This is a genomic window from Bacillus sp. FSL K6-1338, assembly GCF_038006965.1.
GTDB lineage: Bacteria > Bacillota > Bacilli > Bacillales > Bacillaceae_G > Bacillus_A > Bacillus_A thuringiensis_S.
The window spans coordinates 1489276-1506631 of sequence record NZ_JBBOWI010000001.1; the positions used below are offsets into that span (position 1 = coordinate 1489276).

Genomic DNA, 17356 nt, shown 5'->3' on the forward strand with positions numbered 1-17356 from the left:
GATGAAAATTGCCTTAATCGCACATGACAAAAAGAAAAATGATATGGTTTCGTTTGCATACGCATATAAACCAATTTTTGAGCAACATGAATTATTTGCAACAGGAACGACAGGGCTTCGTATTATGGAAGCGACTGGATTAGTTGTAACAAGATATCAATCTGGCCCTCTTGGTGGAGATCAAGAAATTGGTGCAATGATTGCAAAAAACGATTTAGATATGGTGATTTTCTTCCGCGATCCATTAACAGCACAGCCGCATGAACCGGATGTGAATGCATTGCTTCGTTTATGTGATGTATATGCGATTCCACTTGCAACGAATATGGCAAGTGCTGAAATGTTGATGCACGCATTAGAGCGAGGAGATTTAGATTATCGTAAGTTAAGAAAATGAGGGGAACAATTATGAGTGGATTACATATATTAGCGTTTGGTGCTCATGCCGATGATGTTGAAATCGGCATGGCTGGTACCATCGCTAAATATACAAAGCAAGGGTATGAAGTAGGTATTTGTGATTTAACAGAAGCTGATCTTTCTTCCAATGGAACGATAGAGTTGAGAAAAGAAGAAGCAGAGGTCGCAGCTCGTATAATGGGAGTAAAAACGAGGCTGAATTTAGCGATGCCAGACCGTGGTTTGTATATGAAAGAAGAGTATATACGTGAAATTGTCAAGGTGATCCGTACATATAAACCAAAACTAGTTTTTGCGCCATACTATGAAGATCGTCATCCAGATCATGCAAATTGTGCAAAGCTTGTGGAAGAGGCTATTTTTTCAGCAGGAATCCGTAAATATATGCCGGAACTTTCACCACATCGTGTGGAGTCTTTTTATAATTATATGATTAATGGTTTTCATAAACCGAATTTTTGTATAGATATAAGTGAGTACCTCTCTATAAAGGTGGAAGCATTAGAAGCATATGAAAGTCAATTTTCAACAGGAAGTGATGGTGTTAAGACACCGTTAACAGAAGGATACGTTGAAACTGTGATTGCTCGTGAGAAGATGTTTGGAAAAGAAGTTGGAGTCTTGTATGCCGAGGGATTTATGAGTAAGAAACCGATTTTATTACATGCTGATTTATTAGGGGGATGTAAATGAAATTAAAAATAGGTATTACATGTTATCCTTCTGTAGGTGGTTCTGGAGTTGTTGGAACAGAATTAGGAAAGCAATTGGCGGAACGCGGGCATGAAATTCACTTTATTACATCGGGTTTACCATTCCGGTTAAATAAAGTATATCCAAACATATATTTTCATGAAGTGACGGTAAGCCAGTACTCTGTATTTCAATATCCACCATACGATTTAGCGTTAGCAAGTAAAATGGCAGAGGTTGCACAAAGAGAAAACTTAGACATTTTACATGTGCATTACGCAATACCACATGCAATTTGTGCATATTTAGCAAAACAAATGATCGGAGAGCGTATTAAAATTGTTACAACCTTGCATGGAACAGATATTACTGTGTTAGGTTCCGACCCTTCGTTAAATAATTTAATTCGTTTTGGTATTGAGCAATCGGATGTTGTTACTGCTGTCTCGCATTCATTAATTAACGAAACGCATGAGCTTGTAAAACCAAGTAAAGAAATTCAAACGGTATATAACTTTATAGACGAACGTGTATATTTCAAACGTAATATGTCTCAATTAAAGAAAGAATACGGTATAAGTGAGAGTGAAAAAGTACTTATTCATATTTCGAATTTCCGTAAAGTGAAACGTGTGCAGGATGTTGTTGAGGCATTTGCTAAAATTGTTAAAGAAGTAGATGCGAAGTTGCTTCTTGTTGGAGACGGACCAGAATTCTGTACGATTTTACAGATAGTGAAGAATTTACATATTGAAGATCGTGTTTTATTCCTAGGGAAGCAAGATAATGTTGCAGAACTACTTGCGATGAGTGATTTAATGTTGCTTCTATCAGAGAAGGAAAGTTTTGGTCTTGTTTTATTAGAAGCAATGGCGTGTGGTGTACCTTGTATCGGAACACGGGTTGGAGGTATTCCAGAGGTTATTCAACACGGGGAAACAGGATATTTATGTGAAGTTGGCGATACAACAGGAGTGGCAAATCAAGCTACTCAGCTATTAAAGGACGAGGAACTTCACCGTAATATGGGAGAACGAGCAAGAGAAAGTGTTTATGAGCAATTTCGCTCAGAAAAAATTGTTTCACAATATGAAACGATTTACTATGACGTACTAAGGGATGACAAAAATGGAAAGATTTAAAAAAGCTAGTTCTATTATTGAGACATTAAAACAACAAGGACATGAGGCTTACTTTGTTGGTGGGAGCGTACGAGATCTTATTATCGATAGGCCGATTGGAGATATTGATATTGCGACATCTGCTTTACCAGAAGAAGTGATGGCTATATTCCCAAGAAATGTTCCTGTTGGTCTTGAGCATGGAACTGTAATTGTTTTAGAAAATGGTGAGCCTTATGAGGTAACTACTTTTCGAACAGAAAGCGAATATGAAGATTTTCGAAGACCTAGTAGTGTTCAATTTGTTCGTTCATTAGAAGAGGATTTAAAACGTCGTGATTTCACGATGAATGCAATTGCTATGACAGAAGAAGGCGAAATGGTTGATTTATTTGCTGGACAGGAAGCCATTCAACAGAGAGAAATTGTGACAGTTGGAAATGCTGCGGATCGTTTTCAAGAAGATGCCCTGCGAATGATGCGTGGTATTCGGTTTGTAAGCGCGTTAGGTTTTTCATTAGAAACGAAAACGAAGCAAGCGATTGAAACGTATGGACATTTGCTAGAACATATAGCAATTGAGCGCATTACAGTAGAGTTTGAGAAATTGTTAACTGGTACATATTGTGTGAAAGGTCTCAAAGAATTAGTAGAGACGAAGCTATTTTCTCATTTGCCATATTTACAAATGTCAGAAGAGAGACTGTTAAAAGCTACGCAGTATAAATGGGATTCTTTCGAAACGGATATTGAGGCGTGGGCATTTTTCTTATATTGTATCGGAGAAGAACATCCATCTGTCTTTTTACGTCAATGGAAGTTTTCGAATAAAAAAATAAAAGATATTGTTGCAGTTTTATTGGCAATCCGTACTAGAAAGGAGAAGGATTGGGATACAGTCCTTCTTTATAAAACGGGAATTTATATCGCTGAAATGGCAGAGAGAGTATATGAAGCGATGATTGAAAGCTATAATCCTACATCTGTTAAACGAGTACAATCAATGTTTCATGCATTGCCAATCCAGGGTCGTCAAGAAATGAATGTGACTGGTAATGATTTATTAAACTGGGCAAACAAAAAGCCTGGTCCGTGGGTTGCTGACATGCTTCAGAAAATCGAGGAAGCAATTGTAAAAGGAAACGTAGTTAATGAGAAAGAGCGTATAAGGGAGTGGCTGCAAGGATGCAATCTACTATAAGAAAGCAGTTATTACAAGTTTTTTCTGAAGCGGATGGCGAGTTTGTATCCGGCCAAACGATTAGTGATAAACTTGGTTGTTCAAGAACTGCTGTGTGGAAACATATGGAAGATCTCCGGAGTGAGGGATATGAACTTGAAGCTGTGCGCCGATTAGGTTACCGAATTGCAAGTAAGCCAGACAAAGTGACTGCTAATGAAATTCAGTTAGGGCTACAAACGAAGCGAATTGGTAGAACAGTGTATTTTGAAGAAACTGTTGAATCAACGCAGCACATTGCAGCAAAACTTGCTTATGAAGGTGCAGAAGAAGGAACTATCGTTGTAGCAGAAGAACAAACAGCGGGAAGAGGTCGTTTAAGCAGAAAATGGCATTCACCAAAAGGAACAGGAATTTGGATGAGTATTATTTTACGCCCATCGATTCCAGTTCATCATGCACCGCAACTTACTTTGTTAGCGGCTGTTAGTGTTGCACAGGCAATTGAAAAATGTACAGGTGTAGGCGTGGGAATAAAATGGCCAAATGATATTTTAATTCAAGGTAAAAAGGCTGTAGGTATATTAACAGAAATGCAAGCGGATCCTGATAAAATTAATGCTGTCATTATGGGCATCGGTATTAATGCGAATCAAAAGCAAGAACATTTTGATGAAGAAATTCAGCACATTGCTACTTCATTAGCGATTGAATCAGGTAAGCCGATTGTTCGTGCAGAACTTATGCAACAAATCTATTTACAACTAGAAAAATTATATGAAGAGTATTTACAAAATGGTTTCTCTGTCATTAAAATTCTTTGGGAAAGTTACGCTGTGAGCATCGGGAAAGAAATTACTGCTCGAACGATGAGAGAGACGATTACGGGGTTAGCGAAAGGAATCACAGAGGATGGTGTATTACTTCTGGAGGATCATGAGGGGAAAGTACATCATATTCATTCTGCAGATATCGAAATTAAGTAAAAGAAGTTCCTCTTTTGGAACTTCTTTTTATTTCAATATTTTTGAGTTGAATTTGTAACATGATAATAAATTCTTTTCATATTTAAAGTTCACTTCAAAATATCTTCCGTCTAGTTGGCCTGGCATGTTATTTGACGATTACTTTGCCTTCCATTCCTTTAAGAAGATGGTATCGACATATTAATTCATATGTACCAGTATTTTTAGGTTTCACGGTAATATTCTTTTCTTTTCCTGACTCGACTACGACGTCAATGCCGAGTTTTTTCACTGTAAAGGTGTGCTCGTTTTTACCTTTATTTTTCAATAGTAATGTTGTAGATCCTTCAAGCGGAATCGTGATGACATTTGGATTAAAGTAATCATCATTTAGTTCAACCTCAATCACGTTCGTTAAATCGGTGGGTTGTGTTACGACATTAACTGAGGCAAATACATGAAAGGATCCTAAAGACATCCACCATACAATCATTACAAGCAAACTGCTGAATCGAAATAACCACCTGTTCATAGACATCTGCAATTCTCCTTTGTTAAGTACTTTTCCTCAATTAACCTGCATCATTAGTTTAAGAGTTATACTATACAGTTCAATTGATTATAGAAGAAATTAACTTAGATTTTTTTAACATGCGTTGAAAAAACATGTATCTTTTCAAGATTGAATTATCTATAAAAACTTTATCCCGCTATTTGTCGGGCTGATTAAATTTTCACTTTATAGCATATATACTCTCTTGTTAAATTTCATATACCGTAATAAGAATAAAAAATTATTTTTTCAAAAAAATGTAGTAATTCCTTTTTGTAGTTTGCTATAATTAGTTCGAATGTGGGCAGTATCAGAGTGAACTGCACCATGATTCGAAGTAATATGAAAAATAATAACTTGGATTCTGCCTTGATCCAATAACGGACTGGGACAGAGGGATGAATAATGCCGACTAACACACAACCCTTCTGCCCTTTTATGGCCAGAGGGGTTTTTTATATGATTTCGGCCATCTCCTCTCTCCTGCATAAAGGAGGAGTAGTTTTTGAAAACAAAAACAGATTTTTTGAAGATGAAAGAGCAAGGTGAGCCGATTACAATGCTAACGGCGTATGATTATCCATCTGCTAAATTAGCAGAAGAAGCTGAAGTTGATATGATTTTAGTTGGAGATTCTCTTGGAATGGTTGTACTCGGATACGATTCAACAGTACCTGTAACAGTAGAGGATATGATTCATCATACGAAAGCTGTACGCCGCGGAGCGAAAGAGACGTTTATTGTAACTGATATGCCATTTATGTCGTATCACGTATCATTACAAGAAACGATGATGAATGCACGCCGCATCGTTCAAGAGAGCGGGGCGCACGCATTGAAGGTAGAAGGTGCTGGAGAAGTTATATCAACGATTCAATATTTGACGAACGCAGGAATTCCTGTTGTAGCGCATTTAGGTTTAACACCTCAATCTGTAGGAGTGTTGGGTGGATATAAAGTGCAAGGAAAAGATGCGGAGAGTGCAAAAAAATTAATAGAAGATGCAAAGAAATGTGAAGAAGCTGGTGCAATAGCGCTTGTGTTAGAATGTGTACCAATGCAGTTAGCAGAACTTATTTCAGAACAACTAACAATACCAACAATCGGGATTGGTGCAGGACAAAAAGTAGATGGGCAAGTGCTTGTTTATCATGATCTTATCTCATATGGCGTAAATCGTGTTCCAAAATTTGTGAAGCAATATACTTCTGTTCAAGAGGAGATTGTGCGCGGGATTTCACAATACGTTACTGAAGTAAAGACAAGGCAATTTCCTGAAGAAAAACATTCGTTCACAATGAAAGAAGAAGACCGCTTAGCGTTATACGGGGGAAAACAATAATGAAAATCGTAACTACAGTGCAAGAGATGCAGCAAATTACAAACGAACTGCATGCAAGTGGAAAAAGTATTGGTTTTGTTCCAACGATGGGTTATTTACATGAAGGGCATGCTACCTTATTACGTAAGGCAAGAGAAGAAAATGAAATTGTAGTTTTAAGTGTATTTGTAAACCCGCTGCAATTTGGCCCAAATGAAGATTTAGATCGATATCCTCGTGATATTGATAGAGATGAAAATGTAGCAAAAGAAAACGGTGTAGATTATTTATTTTATCCGAGTGTAGAAGAAATGTATCCATCAGAACAAACAACAACAGTAGAAGTTGTGAAACGCACGGACGTATTATGCGGTAAACAAAGACCTGGTCATTTTGCTGGTGTTGCAACTGTACTAATGAAACTATTTAATATTACGCTGCCAACGCGTGCTTATTTCGGTATGAAAGATGCTCAACAAGTTGCAGTAATTGAAGGATTTGTAACTGATTTCAATATTCCAGTTACAATCGTACCAGTTGATATTGTAAGGGAAGAAGATGGATTAGCGAAAAGTTCTCGTAACGTGTACCTATCACAAGATGAACGTGAAGAGGCTCTTCATTTATACCGCAGTCTATGTATAGCGAAAGAAAGAATTGAGGCAGGTGAACGTAATCCGGAAATCATTACAAATCTTGTGAAAGAGTATATTGAGACGCATACGAAAGGCACTGTAGATTATGCGGATTTATATGCATATCCGTCATTAACAATGGTAGAGAAAGTCGAAGGACGAATCATTTTAGCTATTGCAGTTAAATTTGAAAATGTAAGATTAATTGACAATATAACATTAACGGTTAAATAAGGGGGAGCATCTATGTTTCGCACAATGATGAGAGCAAAGTTACATCGTGCAACTGTAACGGAGGCAAATTTAAATTATGTAGGTAGTATTACAATTGATGAAGATTTAATGGATGCAGTAAATATTGTAGAAAATGAAAAAGTCCAAATTGTAAATAATAATAATGGTGCTCGCTTAGAGACATACGTTATTAAAGGGGAACGCGGTAGTGGTGTTGTTTGTTTAAACGGTGCTGCGGCAAGGCTTGTACAACCAGGGGACAAAGTAATTATTATTTGTTATGGGCTAGTTACGGAAGAAGAGGTTCATAAACAAGAACCAAAAATTGCAGTACTAGACGACAATAATCAAATTATTGAAATGTTAGGTGCTGAAAAAGCGGGTACGATATTATAAGTAGAAAAGCTATCTCCATTGCGGAGATAGCTTTTTTGTGCATCTTTTCATTAAGATGAGATAAAACGTGGTATAGTAACATTATATAAATTATTGTTGTTTGAACGGTAAGAAATTGAGGTGTTACATATATGAGTAAGCGTTATGTCGTTGTTGATTTAGAGACGACAGGGAACTCCTGGAAAGATGGGAAGGATAAAATTACCCAAATTGCAGCTGTTGTAGTAGAAGATGGAGAGATATTGGAGATTTTTTCGTCTTTTGTTAACCCAAAGAGAGAGATCCCACCATTTATTACAGAATTAACAGGGATTGATGAAAGTCTTGTAAAACAAGCCCCGTTATTTCAAGATGTAGCCCCGATGATTGTTGAGCTATTACAAGGTGCGGCTTTCGTTGCGCATAATGTTCACTTTGATTGGAATTTTTTAAATGAAGAATTAAGGCAGGCTGGATATACAGAAATACATTGTCCTAAAATCGACACGGTTGAATTGGCTCAAATTCTTTTACCGACAGCTGATAGTTATAAATTACGTGATTTAGCTAAGAAGCACGAACTAGAACATGATCAACCACATCGTGCGGATAGTGATGCTCTTGCAACAGCGGAATTATTTTTACAATTTTTAAATGAAATTGAAAAGTTACCACTTGTCACGTTGCAATCGCTTTATGAATTAAGCGACGTGTTTCAAAGTGATATAGCTGATGTGCTTTCTGAAAATATTTTAAAGAAAGTAATGCATGGTAAAGAAGATATAGCGGAGTATGAAATACATCGAAATATTGCGCTGAAAAAGCGGAACTATTCCTTAAACCTTGGAGAAACGTGTTCATCAAAGTTTGATGCTTTCTTGAATAAAACGATGGATAAATTGGAATCACATATGCCAAAGTTTGAAAGAAGAGAAAGTCAACAACTGATGATGAAAGAGATATATACGGCGTTAAGAGATTCTCGTTTTTCACTAATTGAAGCCGGTACAGGAACAGGAAAGACTCTTGCGTATTTGCTTCCTAGTCTTTATTTTGCAAAGAGAAAAGAAGAACCTGTCATTATAAGTACACAAACGGTACAACTCCAACAACAAATATTAGAAAAAGAAATTCCGTTATTACAAAAAATAATGCCATTTTCATTTGATGCAGCTCTTCTAAAAGGAAGAAAGCATTATCTTTGCTTACACAAATTTGAGTATGCTTTACAAGAGGAAGAAAAAAATTATGATATGGCACTTACGAAAGCGAAGATTTTAGTTTGGCTATTGCAAACTGAAACGGGTGATCGAGACGAATTAAATATTCCTGAGGGCGGAAAGTTACTTTGGAATCGTATTTGTAGTGATGCGTATAGTCCAGGCGGTATGCCAAGTAATTGGTTTAGTCGTTGTTTTTACCAGCGAGCGAAGAATAAAGCTTTATTTGCAGATATCGTTATTACAAATCATGCGTTATTATTTCAAGATTTTTCAAGTGAAGAACCGCTGTTTGCTTCATGCGAACATATTATTTTTGATGAAGCTCACCATATTGAAGAAGCTGCGAGTAGAACATTGGGTGAACAGTTCTCTTGTATGTATTTTCAATTGGTTATATCTCGTCTTGGGACGCTAGAAACAGAAGATGTACTCTCCAAAGTATATAAAATGATGAAAAAATCAGAGCAAGCATCTCGTTCAACTTTCCGTATGATAAGTTATAGTTTGAAGGAACTTAAGTTTGATGCGGATGAACTCTTCCAAATGTTACGTACTTTTATATTTAAACAAACAAAGCAAGAACAAGGAACAAATAATATGCCGCTCATCTATAGGTATAACGCAGAACTAGAAAAAGGTAAGTTGTGGGATAGTATCGTCGAATTAACAAATCGTTTTATATATGAATTAAGAAGGGTAGTAACTGCTCTTGAGAAGCAAGTGGATATATTGCAAAGTAAGTTAGAATGGGAGATGCATGTTGTAACAGGTGAATTTATGCATTTAATTGAGTTGCTGAGAAAGATGGCAGAATCATTACAGTTACTCGTATTAGAAAAGAATTCGTATGTAACTTGGATGGAGACTGAAACGAAAGGGACGATTCATTCAACAGTTCTATATGCACAGCCTGTTCATATTGGTGAAAGATTTGCTGATAAATTTTTAACAGAAAAAAAGAGTGTTATTTTTACATCCGCAACACTAACAGTTAACGATACGTTTGATTATATAAAAGAGGAACTTGGTTTACATGATTTCGCTCCAAATACTTTAAAGGTTCCGTCGCCATTTCGTTATGATGAACAAATGAAATTAATGGTTTCAACGGATGTACCTTTTATTAAGCAAGTAAGTAATGAGCGATATATTGAATCTGTATCGGAACATATTGCAAAGATAGCGAAAGCCACAAAAGGCAGAATGCTTGTTTTATTCACTTCGTATGAAATGTTAAAAGAAGCGTATGCGAATTTAAAAAATAATGATGAATTAGAGGGTTATTTATTACTCACACAAAGTGTGAATAATAGAAGTCGAAGCCGCTTAATTCGAAAGTTTCAAGAGTTCGACAAATCAATTTTATTAGGGACGAGTAGTTTCTGGGAAGGGATAGATATTCCAGGAGATGCCTTAAGTTGTCTTGTTATTGTCCGTCTACCATTTACGCCTCCTCATCAACCTATGATGGAAGCGAAAGGTGAGTGGCTAAAAAATCAAGGTGAGGATGTATTCGCTAAATTAGCGTTGCCACAAGCAATATTACGTTTCAAACAAGGATTCGGCCGCTTAATTCGAACGAATACAGATACAGGAACGGTAGTAGTGTTAGATCGTCGTTTGACGAGTTCTTCCTATGGAAAACGATTTCTACAATCGATCCCTAACGTACCTCTTTATGAAGGGCCATTAGAAGAATTATTAGTACAATTAGAAGAACCATTAAATGAATAAAAATGGAAGAAAAATACGCCTGAAGTACTTATAAACTTCAGGCGTAAAAAATGTGGGTAGGAGGAATTTTATTTTTCTTACTTCTTGTATACAAAATGTGTTGGTTTTCGACTTGAAACCTTTTTTTGCTGTACATGTCCTGCTATAATAGATGGGTGATGAAGCAGGGGTTGTAAAGAATGTACTCTTATTGTAACCGCATTGCGTTCTTCTATAATTAGAAATTTTTGTGTAACGGAGGAGTTTTTTCATGGAGAAGAAAATCGAAGTACTATCAACGACGCGTATTAAATATTCGTCTGATTTGTATAAAATTGTTGATAGTTTGAATCGTACGTTAAAAGAGCAGGACCTCATGTTCGGACTAGCATTAGACGAAAAAGATAAAGAAACAGCTGTATTTACGATTTACAGAACGTAGCGATACAATGAAAAAGTGGATTTTTGCAATCATTATTGTTATCGTTGCTAGCGGAATATATGGGGCGTATGTTTATAATAAAGCGATGGGAAAGAAAATTCCAAAAGAGTCGAAATTTGTAGAAATTGCTAAAGAAAAAGCAAAGCTTACAAAGGTGAAATCTGTTGATTATTACAACGGAAAATCTGCATATATAGTCGTGCAAGGTACAGATGAAAAGGGAGAACAACTTATCGTTTGGGTGCCTGAGAAAAAAGGGGATACTGTAGTAAGGAAAAAGAGCGAAGGTATTTCTGAAAAAGAGGCTATACAAAGAACAATAGAGCAAGTCGGCAATGAAAGTAAGGAATCAAAAAGTAAGCCGAAAGAGATTATGAAAGTGAAATTAGGCTTTGAAAATGATGTACCACTATGGGAAGTTACATATATTGATGATGACAATCGTTATAGTTATTACTATCTTGAATTTAAAGATGGAAAATTTTTAAGACGATATAGCATTGAAAAATAGATGTAGGGGGAACTACAAATGAAATTAGCAAAGCGAGTAGCTGCTTTAACACCGTCTTCAACTTTAGAAATTACAGCAAAGGCACAAGCATTAAAAGCAGAGGGTCATGATGTAATTGCATTAGGGGCAGGGGAACCTGACTTTAATACACCAGAGCATATTATGGATGCTGCACATAAAGCGATGTTAGAAGGGCATACGAAGTATACACCAACAGGTGGATTACAATCGTTAAAACAAGAAATTGTGAAGAAATTTACTCGCGATCAAGGTATTGCGTATGATCCATCTGAAATTATTGTATGTAATGGCGCAAAGCATGCATTATATACATTATTCCAAGTATTACTTGATGAGGGAGATGAAGTTATCATCCCAACTCCTTACTGGGTAAGCTATCCAGAGCAAGTAAAGCTTGCTGGCGGTAAGCCGGTTTATGTAGAAGGTTTAGAAGACAATGAGTACAAAATTACAGCAAAGCAGCTGCGTGAGGCAATTACAGAGAAAACGAAAGCAGTTATTATTAATTCACCGAGCAATCCAACAGGAATGATTTATAGCAAAGAAGAATTACAACAGCTTGGAGAAGTATGTTTAGAACATGATATTTTAATCGTTTCTGATGAAATTTATGAAAAATTAATTTATGGTGGCGTAGAATATATTTCAATTGCCCAGCTTTCTAATGAATTAAAAGAACAAACACTTATTATTAATGGTGTATCTAAATCTCATTCTATGACAGGATGGCGTATTGGATATGCTGCAGGAAATAAGCAGCTTATTAAAGCGATGACGAACTTAGCGAGTCATAGTACGTCAAACCCTACTTCAATCGCTCAATACGGCGCAATTGCGGCATATGCAGGCTCACAAGAACCTGTGGAAACAATGCGTCAAGCCTTTGAAGAGAGATTAAACATCATTTATGATAAATTAATTCAAATCCCTGGCTTTACTTGTATTAAACCGCAAGGTGCATTTTACTTATTCCCTAACGTAAAAGAAGCTGTAGCTTTATCAGGATATGCAACAGTTGATGATTGGGCAAAAGCTCTATTAGAAGAGGAAAAAGTGGCTCTTGTACCAGGTACAGGATTTGGTGCTCCAAATAATGTTCGTTTATCATATGCGACATCTCTTGAACAAGTAGAGAAAGCATTGGAACGCATCCATACATTTATGAAAAGTAAAGTGCAAGCTTAATTGTATATTTCATTTATGTAATATACAAAACCTCCCTATTAATGGGGAGGTTTTTTTGACGAATTGTGGCAAAAAGAAATAGCTAAAGGTGTGTTATACTAGAGAGCGAGGTGTTTGGTGATGAAAAAGAAAATGATGTTACAGTGGTTTGAGCAGGGAAGCATTGCAATTCCAAAATTGCTTATGATGCATTATAAAAAATTAGGTTTAAATGAGACGGAATTTATGGTTGTACTTCATATACATACATTTTTAGAATCAGGTAATTCGTTTCCGACTCCTTCAGAGATTTCTGAACGGATGACGATAACAGAAATGAAATGTATGGAAATAATTCAGGCGTTGATTCAAAAAGGTTTTTTATCACTAGAAGGTGGACAAAGATCAGAAGCGATGATGTGCGAAAGTTATTCTTTACAACCGTTATGGGAAAAAATATTACATTTCTTAATGGATGAATCAATAGAGGAAGAGCAAAAAGAAAAAAAACAGCTGCAAGTAAATTTATATACAGTATTCGAAAAAGAATTTGGAAGACCACTTTCGCCGTTCGAATGTGAAACGTTAGGAATGTGGGAGGACCAAGATCAACATCATCCAAATTTAATTCAAGCGGCTCTTAGAGAAGCTGTAATGAGTGGAAAACTAAATTTCCGATATATTGATCGTATTTTATTTGAGTGGAAAAAGAATGGAATTAAAACGGTAGATCAGGCTCAAAATCAAGGTCAAAAATTTAGAGCGAATCAACAAAGAGCACAACAAATGACAAAACAAGAGACGAAATTTACTGGAAAAGTGCCTTTTTATAATTGGTTGGAGCAGTAATATAGGAGGGGAAATATGCTTAACAAAACGCAAATCCGTTATTGTTTAGACACAATGGCGGATATGTATCCAGAAGCACATTGTGAATTGGTTCATGACAATCCATTTGAACTTGTAATCGCGGTGGCGTTATCTGCACAATGTACAGATGTACTTGTAAATAAAGTGACAAGAAATTTATTTCAAAAATATAAAACACCAGAAGATTATTTAAGTGTTTCTCTAGAAGAATTACAACAAGATATACGCTCTATCGGATTGTATAGAAATAAAGCAAAAAACATTCAAAAATTATGCCGAATGTTATTAGATGACTATAATGGGGAGGTACCGAGCGATCGAGATGAACTTACGAAATTACCAGGTGTAGGAAGGAAAACAGCGAATGTTGTAGTTTCCGTAGCGTTTGGGATTCCGGCAATTGCTGTTGATACACATGTGGAGCGAGTGAGTAAACGATTAGCGATTTGTAGATGGAAAGACTCTGTGTTAGAAGTAGAAAAAACGTTAATGAAGAAAGTACCGATGGATGAGTGGGGGGTTACGCATCATCGTATGATTTTCTTTGGACGTTATCACTGTAAAGCACAACGACCGCAATGTGAGGAGTGCAGGCTGTTAGAAGTATGTCGTGAAGGAAAGAAGCGAATGAAGGTGAAATAAAGGATGGAGCGAGTTATAGAAATACCGAAAGAATTTCATTGCTTACCATTTTTTAAAGAAAGCGTAAATTCAATTGAGTATCATACAGACGAGTCTTTTGAAGAAATAATACAAAATACTTACTTTATATTTGATATTGAAAGACAGTATGAGCCATGGAAGGAAATTGAAAACAGTATTCCAGCAGTGTTGAATGTATGGAAAAATAAGCATGAAGACATTGCTATACTGTTTCGAAATAGAGATAAGCAAGAGGCTGAGGGGCCAATGATTCTTTTTGCAGCTCACTTGTTATCGGTTGTCTATTGGTTAAATGAGCAACCTGTTCATAGTTTGAATGAAATGCAAATAAATACGAATAAATTAAAAGTGCAACCTGTTAATTTTATGGAAAGGTATTCATTCATTATAAAGAAACCGAGTAATTATCATTCTTATATTCAATTAGCGCAGTTATATATCGAAATAGAAAAGCTGTTTGTAAAGAAAATGATAACAAAAAAGAAGTCTGCTTCTCGTTAAGAGAAACGGACTTCTTTTTTTGTTTATTAGGACTCTGTTGTAACAACAGCACCGTCTGCCTGAGGTGTATCTCCTCCGGTATTTTGGTGTTGCTGTTCTTGTTGTTTCTTAGCTTCGTCTTCAGCTTTTTTCTTGGCCTCTTCTTCAGCTTTCTTCTTAGCTTCGTCTTCAGCTTTTTTCTTAGCTTCGTCTTCAGCTTTTCTTCTAGCTTCCTCATCAGCTTTCTTTTGAGCTTCTTCTTGCTGTTTACGTTGTTGTTCTTGTTGCTGCTGTTCTTGTTGTTTCTTAGCCTCTTCATCAGCTTTTTTCTTAGCTTCGTCTTGTTTTACTTTATCTTCATTAGCTTTTTTCTGGGCTTCCTCATCAGCTTTTTTCTTAGCTTCTTCATCGGCCTTTTTCTTAGCCTCTTCATCAGCTTTTTTCGCATCTGGAGTTCCGCCAGGCGCAGTGAAGGATGCACCAATTGCTGGGCTTGTTCCAGTACCTTTTTTCGCTACTACAGAGAAGCTGTAAGTAACACCTGGTTTAATACCACCAAGAGTAGCTGTCGTACCACTTATTGATAGGCTACCACTTGAACCGTCAGTTGCTTTATAGCTGGCTGCATATGCGTCAACTTCTGCTGGTCCAGACCAGTTTAGTGTAACTGTGCTAGCGCCATCAAAAGTGACATTCAGACCACTAGGGGCATCTACTTTAATTTGTTTAATTGCATCTTTTTTCGCACCTTTAACGTATAACTCTCCGTTTATTTCTTGTACAGAAGAAGGACGTTCAAAGCGTGATTTATCTGTAGCGAATTTGCTCATCATTATTTGGAACATTTGCTGTGCAATTCTAGTGGAGCGATCACTAACATAATTTTTTGGACCATCTTTTTCGTAACCAGTCCAAACAGCCATTGTGTATTGTGGTGTATATCCAGCAAACCAGCTATCTCTGTTTGCATCAGCTGGGATATCATATTTTTGAAGAACTGATGCATCAAAGTTTTGTGTTCCTGTTTTACCTGCTACGTCAACACCTGAAACGTATGCTGTTGGACCTGTACCACCAGAACCAGGTTTTACTACGTCACGAAGAACGTCAGTAACCATGTAAGCTGTATAGTCTTGCATTGCGCGTTGTTCCTTAGGTTTAAAGCTTTTCTTTTTCCCGTCCGGGAAGGTTACTTCTTTTACGAAGTGTGGTTTATTATAGTTACCACTATTACCGAAGGTTGCATATGCACCTGCTACTTCCAATGGAGACCCCTCGTTACTACCGATTGCTGTTGATTCGTAGACTTTTCCTTCTTTAAAGGTCATGCCTAAACCTTCAGCGAATTCTTTTGACTTATTAAGACCAACTGTTTGTGCTGTCTTTAAAGCTGGAATGTTTAATGACTTTTTCAAAGCTTCACGTAGTGAAACGTCACCTTTGTAGCTCTTTGTTGCATTTTGTATTTTTTTACCATTGGAATACGTATACTCTGAATCGTTTAATTGATGGTATGTAGACCATTGTAAATTTTCAATTGCCGGACCGTAGTCGAAAATTGGTTTCATTGTTGAACCAACTTGGCGTTTTAAATCAGTTGCCATATTATGACCTTTGAAAGTAGACTTACTTTCTTTACGTCCAGCACCAATTGCTCGAACTTCTCCAGACTGTGTATCCATAAATACGAATGACCCTTGGAATTGATCGTCTGGATACTTAATAAGATTGCCATCCATAATTTTGTCAGCGTAATCTTGAGCATCTTGATCAAGTGTTGTATGAATCGTTAAACCATCTGAACCGATATTTACATCAGGATATTCTTTTTCAACTTCTTTTACAACCGCATCTAAAAATGCTTGATACTTCATCTCAGTTACTTCTGAAGACGGTTGAAGGCCCTCTGTTACTGGGATCTTAACGGCGTTATTCATTTCTTCTTTTGTTATATAACCATGTCGATTCATTAATGATAATACAACATTACGACGATTTGTTGCTCGTTCAACATTTTCCTTTTTTGTTGGATCATAAATGTTTGGACCTTGGGGTAAACCAGCGAGCATAGCAGCTTCATGTAATTGCAAGTCTTTTAAATCTTTACCATAATATTTTTGCGCTGCTGTCGCAATACCATATGAACGGTTACCTAAATTAATCTTATTTAAGTACATTTCTAAAATCTCATGTTTAGAGTATTGTTGCTCTAATTTATAAGATAAGTACCATTCTTGTACTTTTCTCTTAGCAGTTTTATCCATCGTTAGAAAATAGTTTTTAACGACTTGCTGTGTAATCGTACTACCACCTTGGGAACCGAAACCACCAGTGACATTTTCCATAACTGCTTTTGTAGTTCGTTTAAAATCAATTCCATTATGATCATAGAAACGCGAATCCTCAGTTGCAAGGAATGCATTTTCAACTACTTTTGGAATTTGATCATAAGTAACATGCGTTCGTTTTTCAGCACCGTATTCATAGAAGAAATTCCCGTTTTTATCAAGAAACTTTGTTGATAAAGGATTAACAAGTTTGGATTTGTCTAATTTTGGAGCGTCCTTTACCATAACAAAGAAAGCGGAAACGCCGGCTACGAGACCAACGATACCAAGAAGTAGACAACCTATAAGGAATTTCTTGAAAAAGGAGCCTTTTTTCTTTGGTTTTTCTTCTTTATGTGTTTTTTTCTCTTGATTTTTCACATGATTTCGTTCTGTACGAGAACGATAATTATCTGACATTATACTTTCTCCTACCTTTCATTCT

17 protein-coding genes are annotated in these 17356 nt (G+C 36.4%); 15 read left to right on the forward strand and 2 right to left on the reverse strand.

Annotation, left to right across the window (positions count from 1 at the left end; genetic code table 11):
• Position 1: 1 nt before the first annotated feature.
• From mgsA to NZ044_RS07935, 5 genes are read left to right on the forward strand one after another with little or no spacing between them, the layout of a single operon-like run.
• Positions 2 to 397: a methylglyoxal synthase gene (mgsA, locus tag NZ044_RS07915; RefSeq protein WP_000684765.1), complete on the forward strand. Its 396-nt coding sequence runs from the start codon at positions 2 to 4 to the stop codon at positions 395 to 397.
• Positions 398 to 408: 11 nt separating this feature from the next.
• On the forward strand, positions 409 to 1113 hold the full coding sequence (bshB1, locus tag NZ044_RS07920; protein WP_098506665.1) for a bacillithiol biosynthesis deacetylase BshB1: 705 nt from the start codon (positions 409 to 411) through the stop codon (positions 1111 to 1113).
• Positions 1110 to 2255 (forward strand): N-acetyl-alpha-D-glucosaminyl L-malate synthase BshA, encoded by a 1146-nt coding sequence (bshA, locus tag NZ044_RS07925; protein WP_000768317.1) that lies wholly within the window; start codon positions 1110 to 1112, stop codon positions 2253 to 2255. The genes bshB1 and bshA overlap by 4 nt, the downstream gene beginning before the upstream one ends.
• Positions 2242 to 3435, forward strand: coding sequence for a CCA tRNA nucleotidyltransferase (locus NZ044_RS07930; protein ID WP_000439312.1), 1194 nt, complete (start codon positions 2242 to 2244; stop codon positions 3433 to 3435). Before bshA ends, NZ044_RS07930 begins: the two co-directional genes overlap by 14 nt.
• A complete protein-coding gene (locus tag NZ044_RS07935) occupies positions 3420 to 4400 on the forward strand; it encodes a biotin--[acetyl-CoA-carboxylase] ligase (protein ID WP_001192058.1) in 981 nt (326 codons plus the stop codon). Before NZ044_RS07930 ends, NZ044_RS07935 begins: the two co-directional genes overlap by 16 nt.
• Before the next feature lie 127 nt (positions 4401 to 4527).
• Here NZ044_RS07935 and NZ044_RS07940 read toward each other — a convergent pair whose 3' ends face one another.
• The gene (locus NZ044_RS07940) at positions 4528 to 4917 is read right to left on the reverse strand and encodes a cupredoxin domain-containing protein (RefSeq protein ID WP_000062380.1); all 390 of its coding nucleotides are present in this window, start codon (positions 4915 to 4917) and stop codon (positions 4528 to 4530) included.
• Positions 4918 to 5437: 520 nt separating this feature from the next.
• Here NZ044_RS07940 and panB point away from each other — a divergent pair.
• The 10 genes from panB (at position 5438) to NZ044_RS07990 (ending at position 14605) form a co-directional block, all read left to right on the forward strand.
• Positions 5438 to 6274 carry a 3-methyl-2-oxobutanoate hydroxymethyltransferase gene (gene panB, locus NZ044_RS07945; RefSeq protein WP_000851105.1) on the forward strand — a complete coding sequence of 279 codons (837 nt, stop codon included), beginning with the start codon at positions 5438 to 5440 and terminating at the stop codon, positions 6272 to 6274.
• Positions 6274 to 7122: a pantoate--beta-alanine ligase gene (gene panC / locus NZ044_RS07950; RefSeq protein ID WP_000707008.1), complete on the forward strand. Its 849-nt coding sequence runs from the start codon at positions 6274 to 6276 to the stop codon at positions 7120 to 7122. The genes panB and panC overlap by 1 nt, the downstream gene beginning before the upstream one ends.
• Positions 7123 to 7134: 12 nt before the next feature.
• The gene (gene panD / locus NZ044_RS07955) at positions 7135 to 7518 is read left to right on the forward strand and encodes an aspartate 1-decarboxylase (RefSeq protein WP_000490186.1); all 384 of its coding nucleotides are present in this window, start codon (positions 7135 to 7137) and stop codon (positions 7516 to 7518) included.
• Between the two features lie 131 nt (positions 7519 to 7649).
• Positions 7650 to 10454 (forward strand): ATP-dependent DNA helicase DinG, encoded by a 2805-nt coding sequence (dinG, locus tag NZ044_RS07960; protein WP_098506664.1) that lies wholly within the window; start codon positions 7650 to 7652, stop codon positions 10452 to 10454.
• A 250-nt stretch (positions 10455 to 10704) separates the two neighbouring features.
• On the forward strand, positions 10705 to 10875 hold the full coding sequence (locus NZ044_RS07965; RefSeq protein ID WP_000412179.1) for a YpmA family protein: 171 nt from the start codon (positions 10705 to 10707) through the stop codon (positions 10873 to 10875).
• Between the two features lie 7 nt (positions 10876 to 10882).
• Positions 10883 to 11386, forward strand: a complete 504-nt coding sequence (locus NZ044_RS07970; RefSeq protein ID WP_000758739.1) for a cell wall elongation regulator TseB-like domain-containing protein — start codon at positions 10883 to 10885, stop codon at positions 11384 to 11386.
• Positions 11387 to 11404: 18 nt separating this feature from the next.
• Complete coding sequence (aspB, locus tag NZ044_RS07975; protein WP_000761559.1) at positions 11405 to 12592, forward strand: aspartate transaminase AspB; 1188 nt, start codon at positions 11405 to 11407, stop codon at positions 12590 to 12592.
• Between the two features lie 120 nt (positions 12593 to 12712).
• Positions 12713 to 13420 carry a DNA replication protein DnaD gene (gene dnaD, locus NZ044_RS07980; protein WP_000728537.1) on the forward strand — a complete coding sequence of 236 codons (708 nt, stop codon included), beginning with the start codon at positions 12713 to 12715 and terminating at the stop codon, positions 13418 to 13420.
• A 15-nt stretch (positions 13421 to 13435) separates the two neighbouring features.
• A complete protein-coding gene (gene nth, locus NZ044_RS07985) occupies positions 13436 to 14083 on the forward strand; it encodes an endonuclease III (protein WP_000933035.1) in 648 nt (215 codons plus the stop codon).
• Between the two features lie 3 nt (positions 14084 to 14086).
• The gene (locus NZ044_RS07990) at positions 14087 to 14605 is read left to right on the forward strand and encodes a YpoC family protein (protein ID WP_000442661.1); all 519 of its coding nucleotides are present in this window, start codon (positions 14087 to 14089) and stop codon (positions 14603 to 14605) included.
• Between the two features lie 26 nt (positions 14606 to 14631).
• Here the strand turns inward: NZ044_RS07990 and NZ044_RS07995 are convergent, their stop codons facing one another.
• Positions 14632 to 17331, reverse strand: coding sequence for a PBP1A family penicillin-binding protein (locus NZ044_RS07995; RefSeq protein WP_017762953.1), 2700 nt, complete (start codon positions 17329 to 17331; stop codon positions 14632 to 14634).
• Positions 17332 to 17356: the final 25 nt, after the last annotated feature.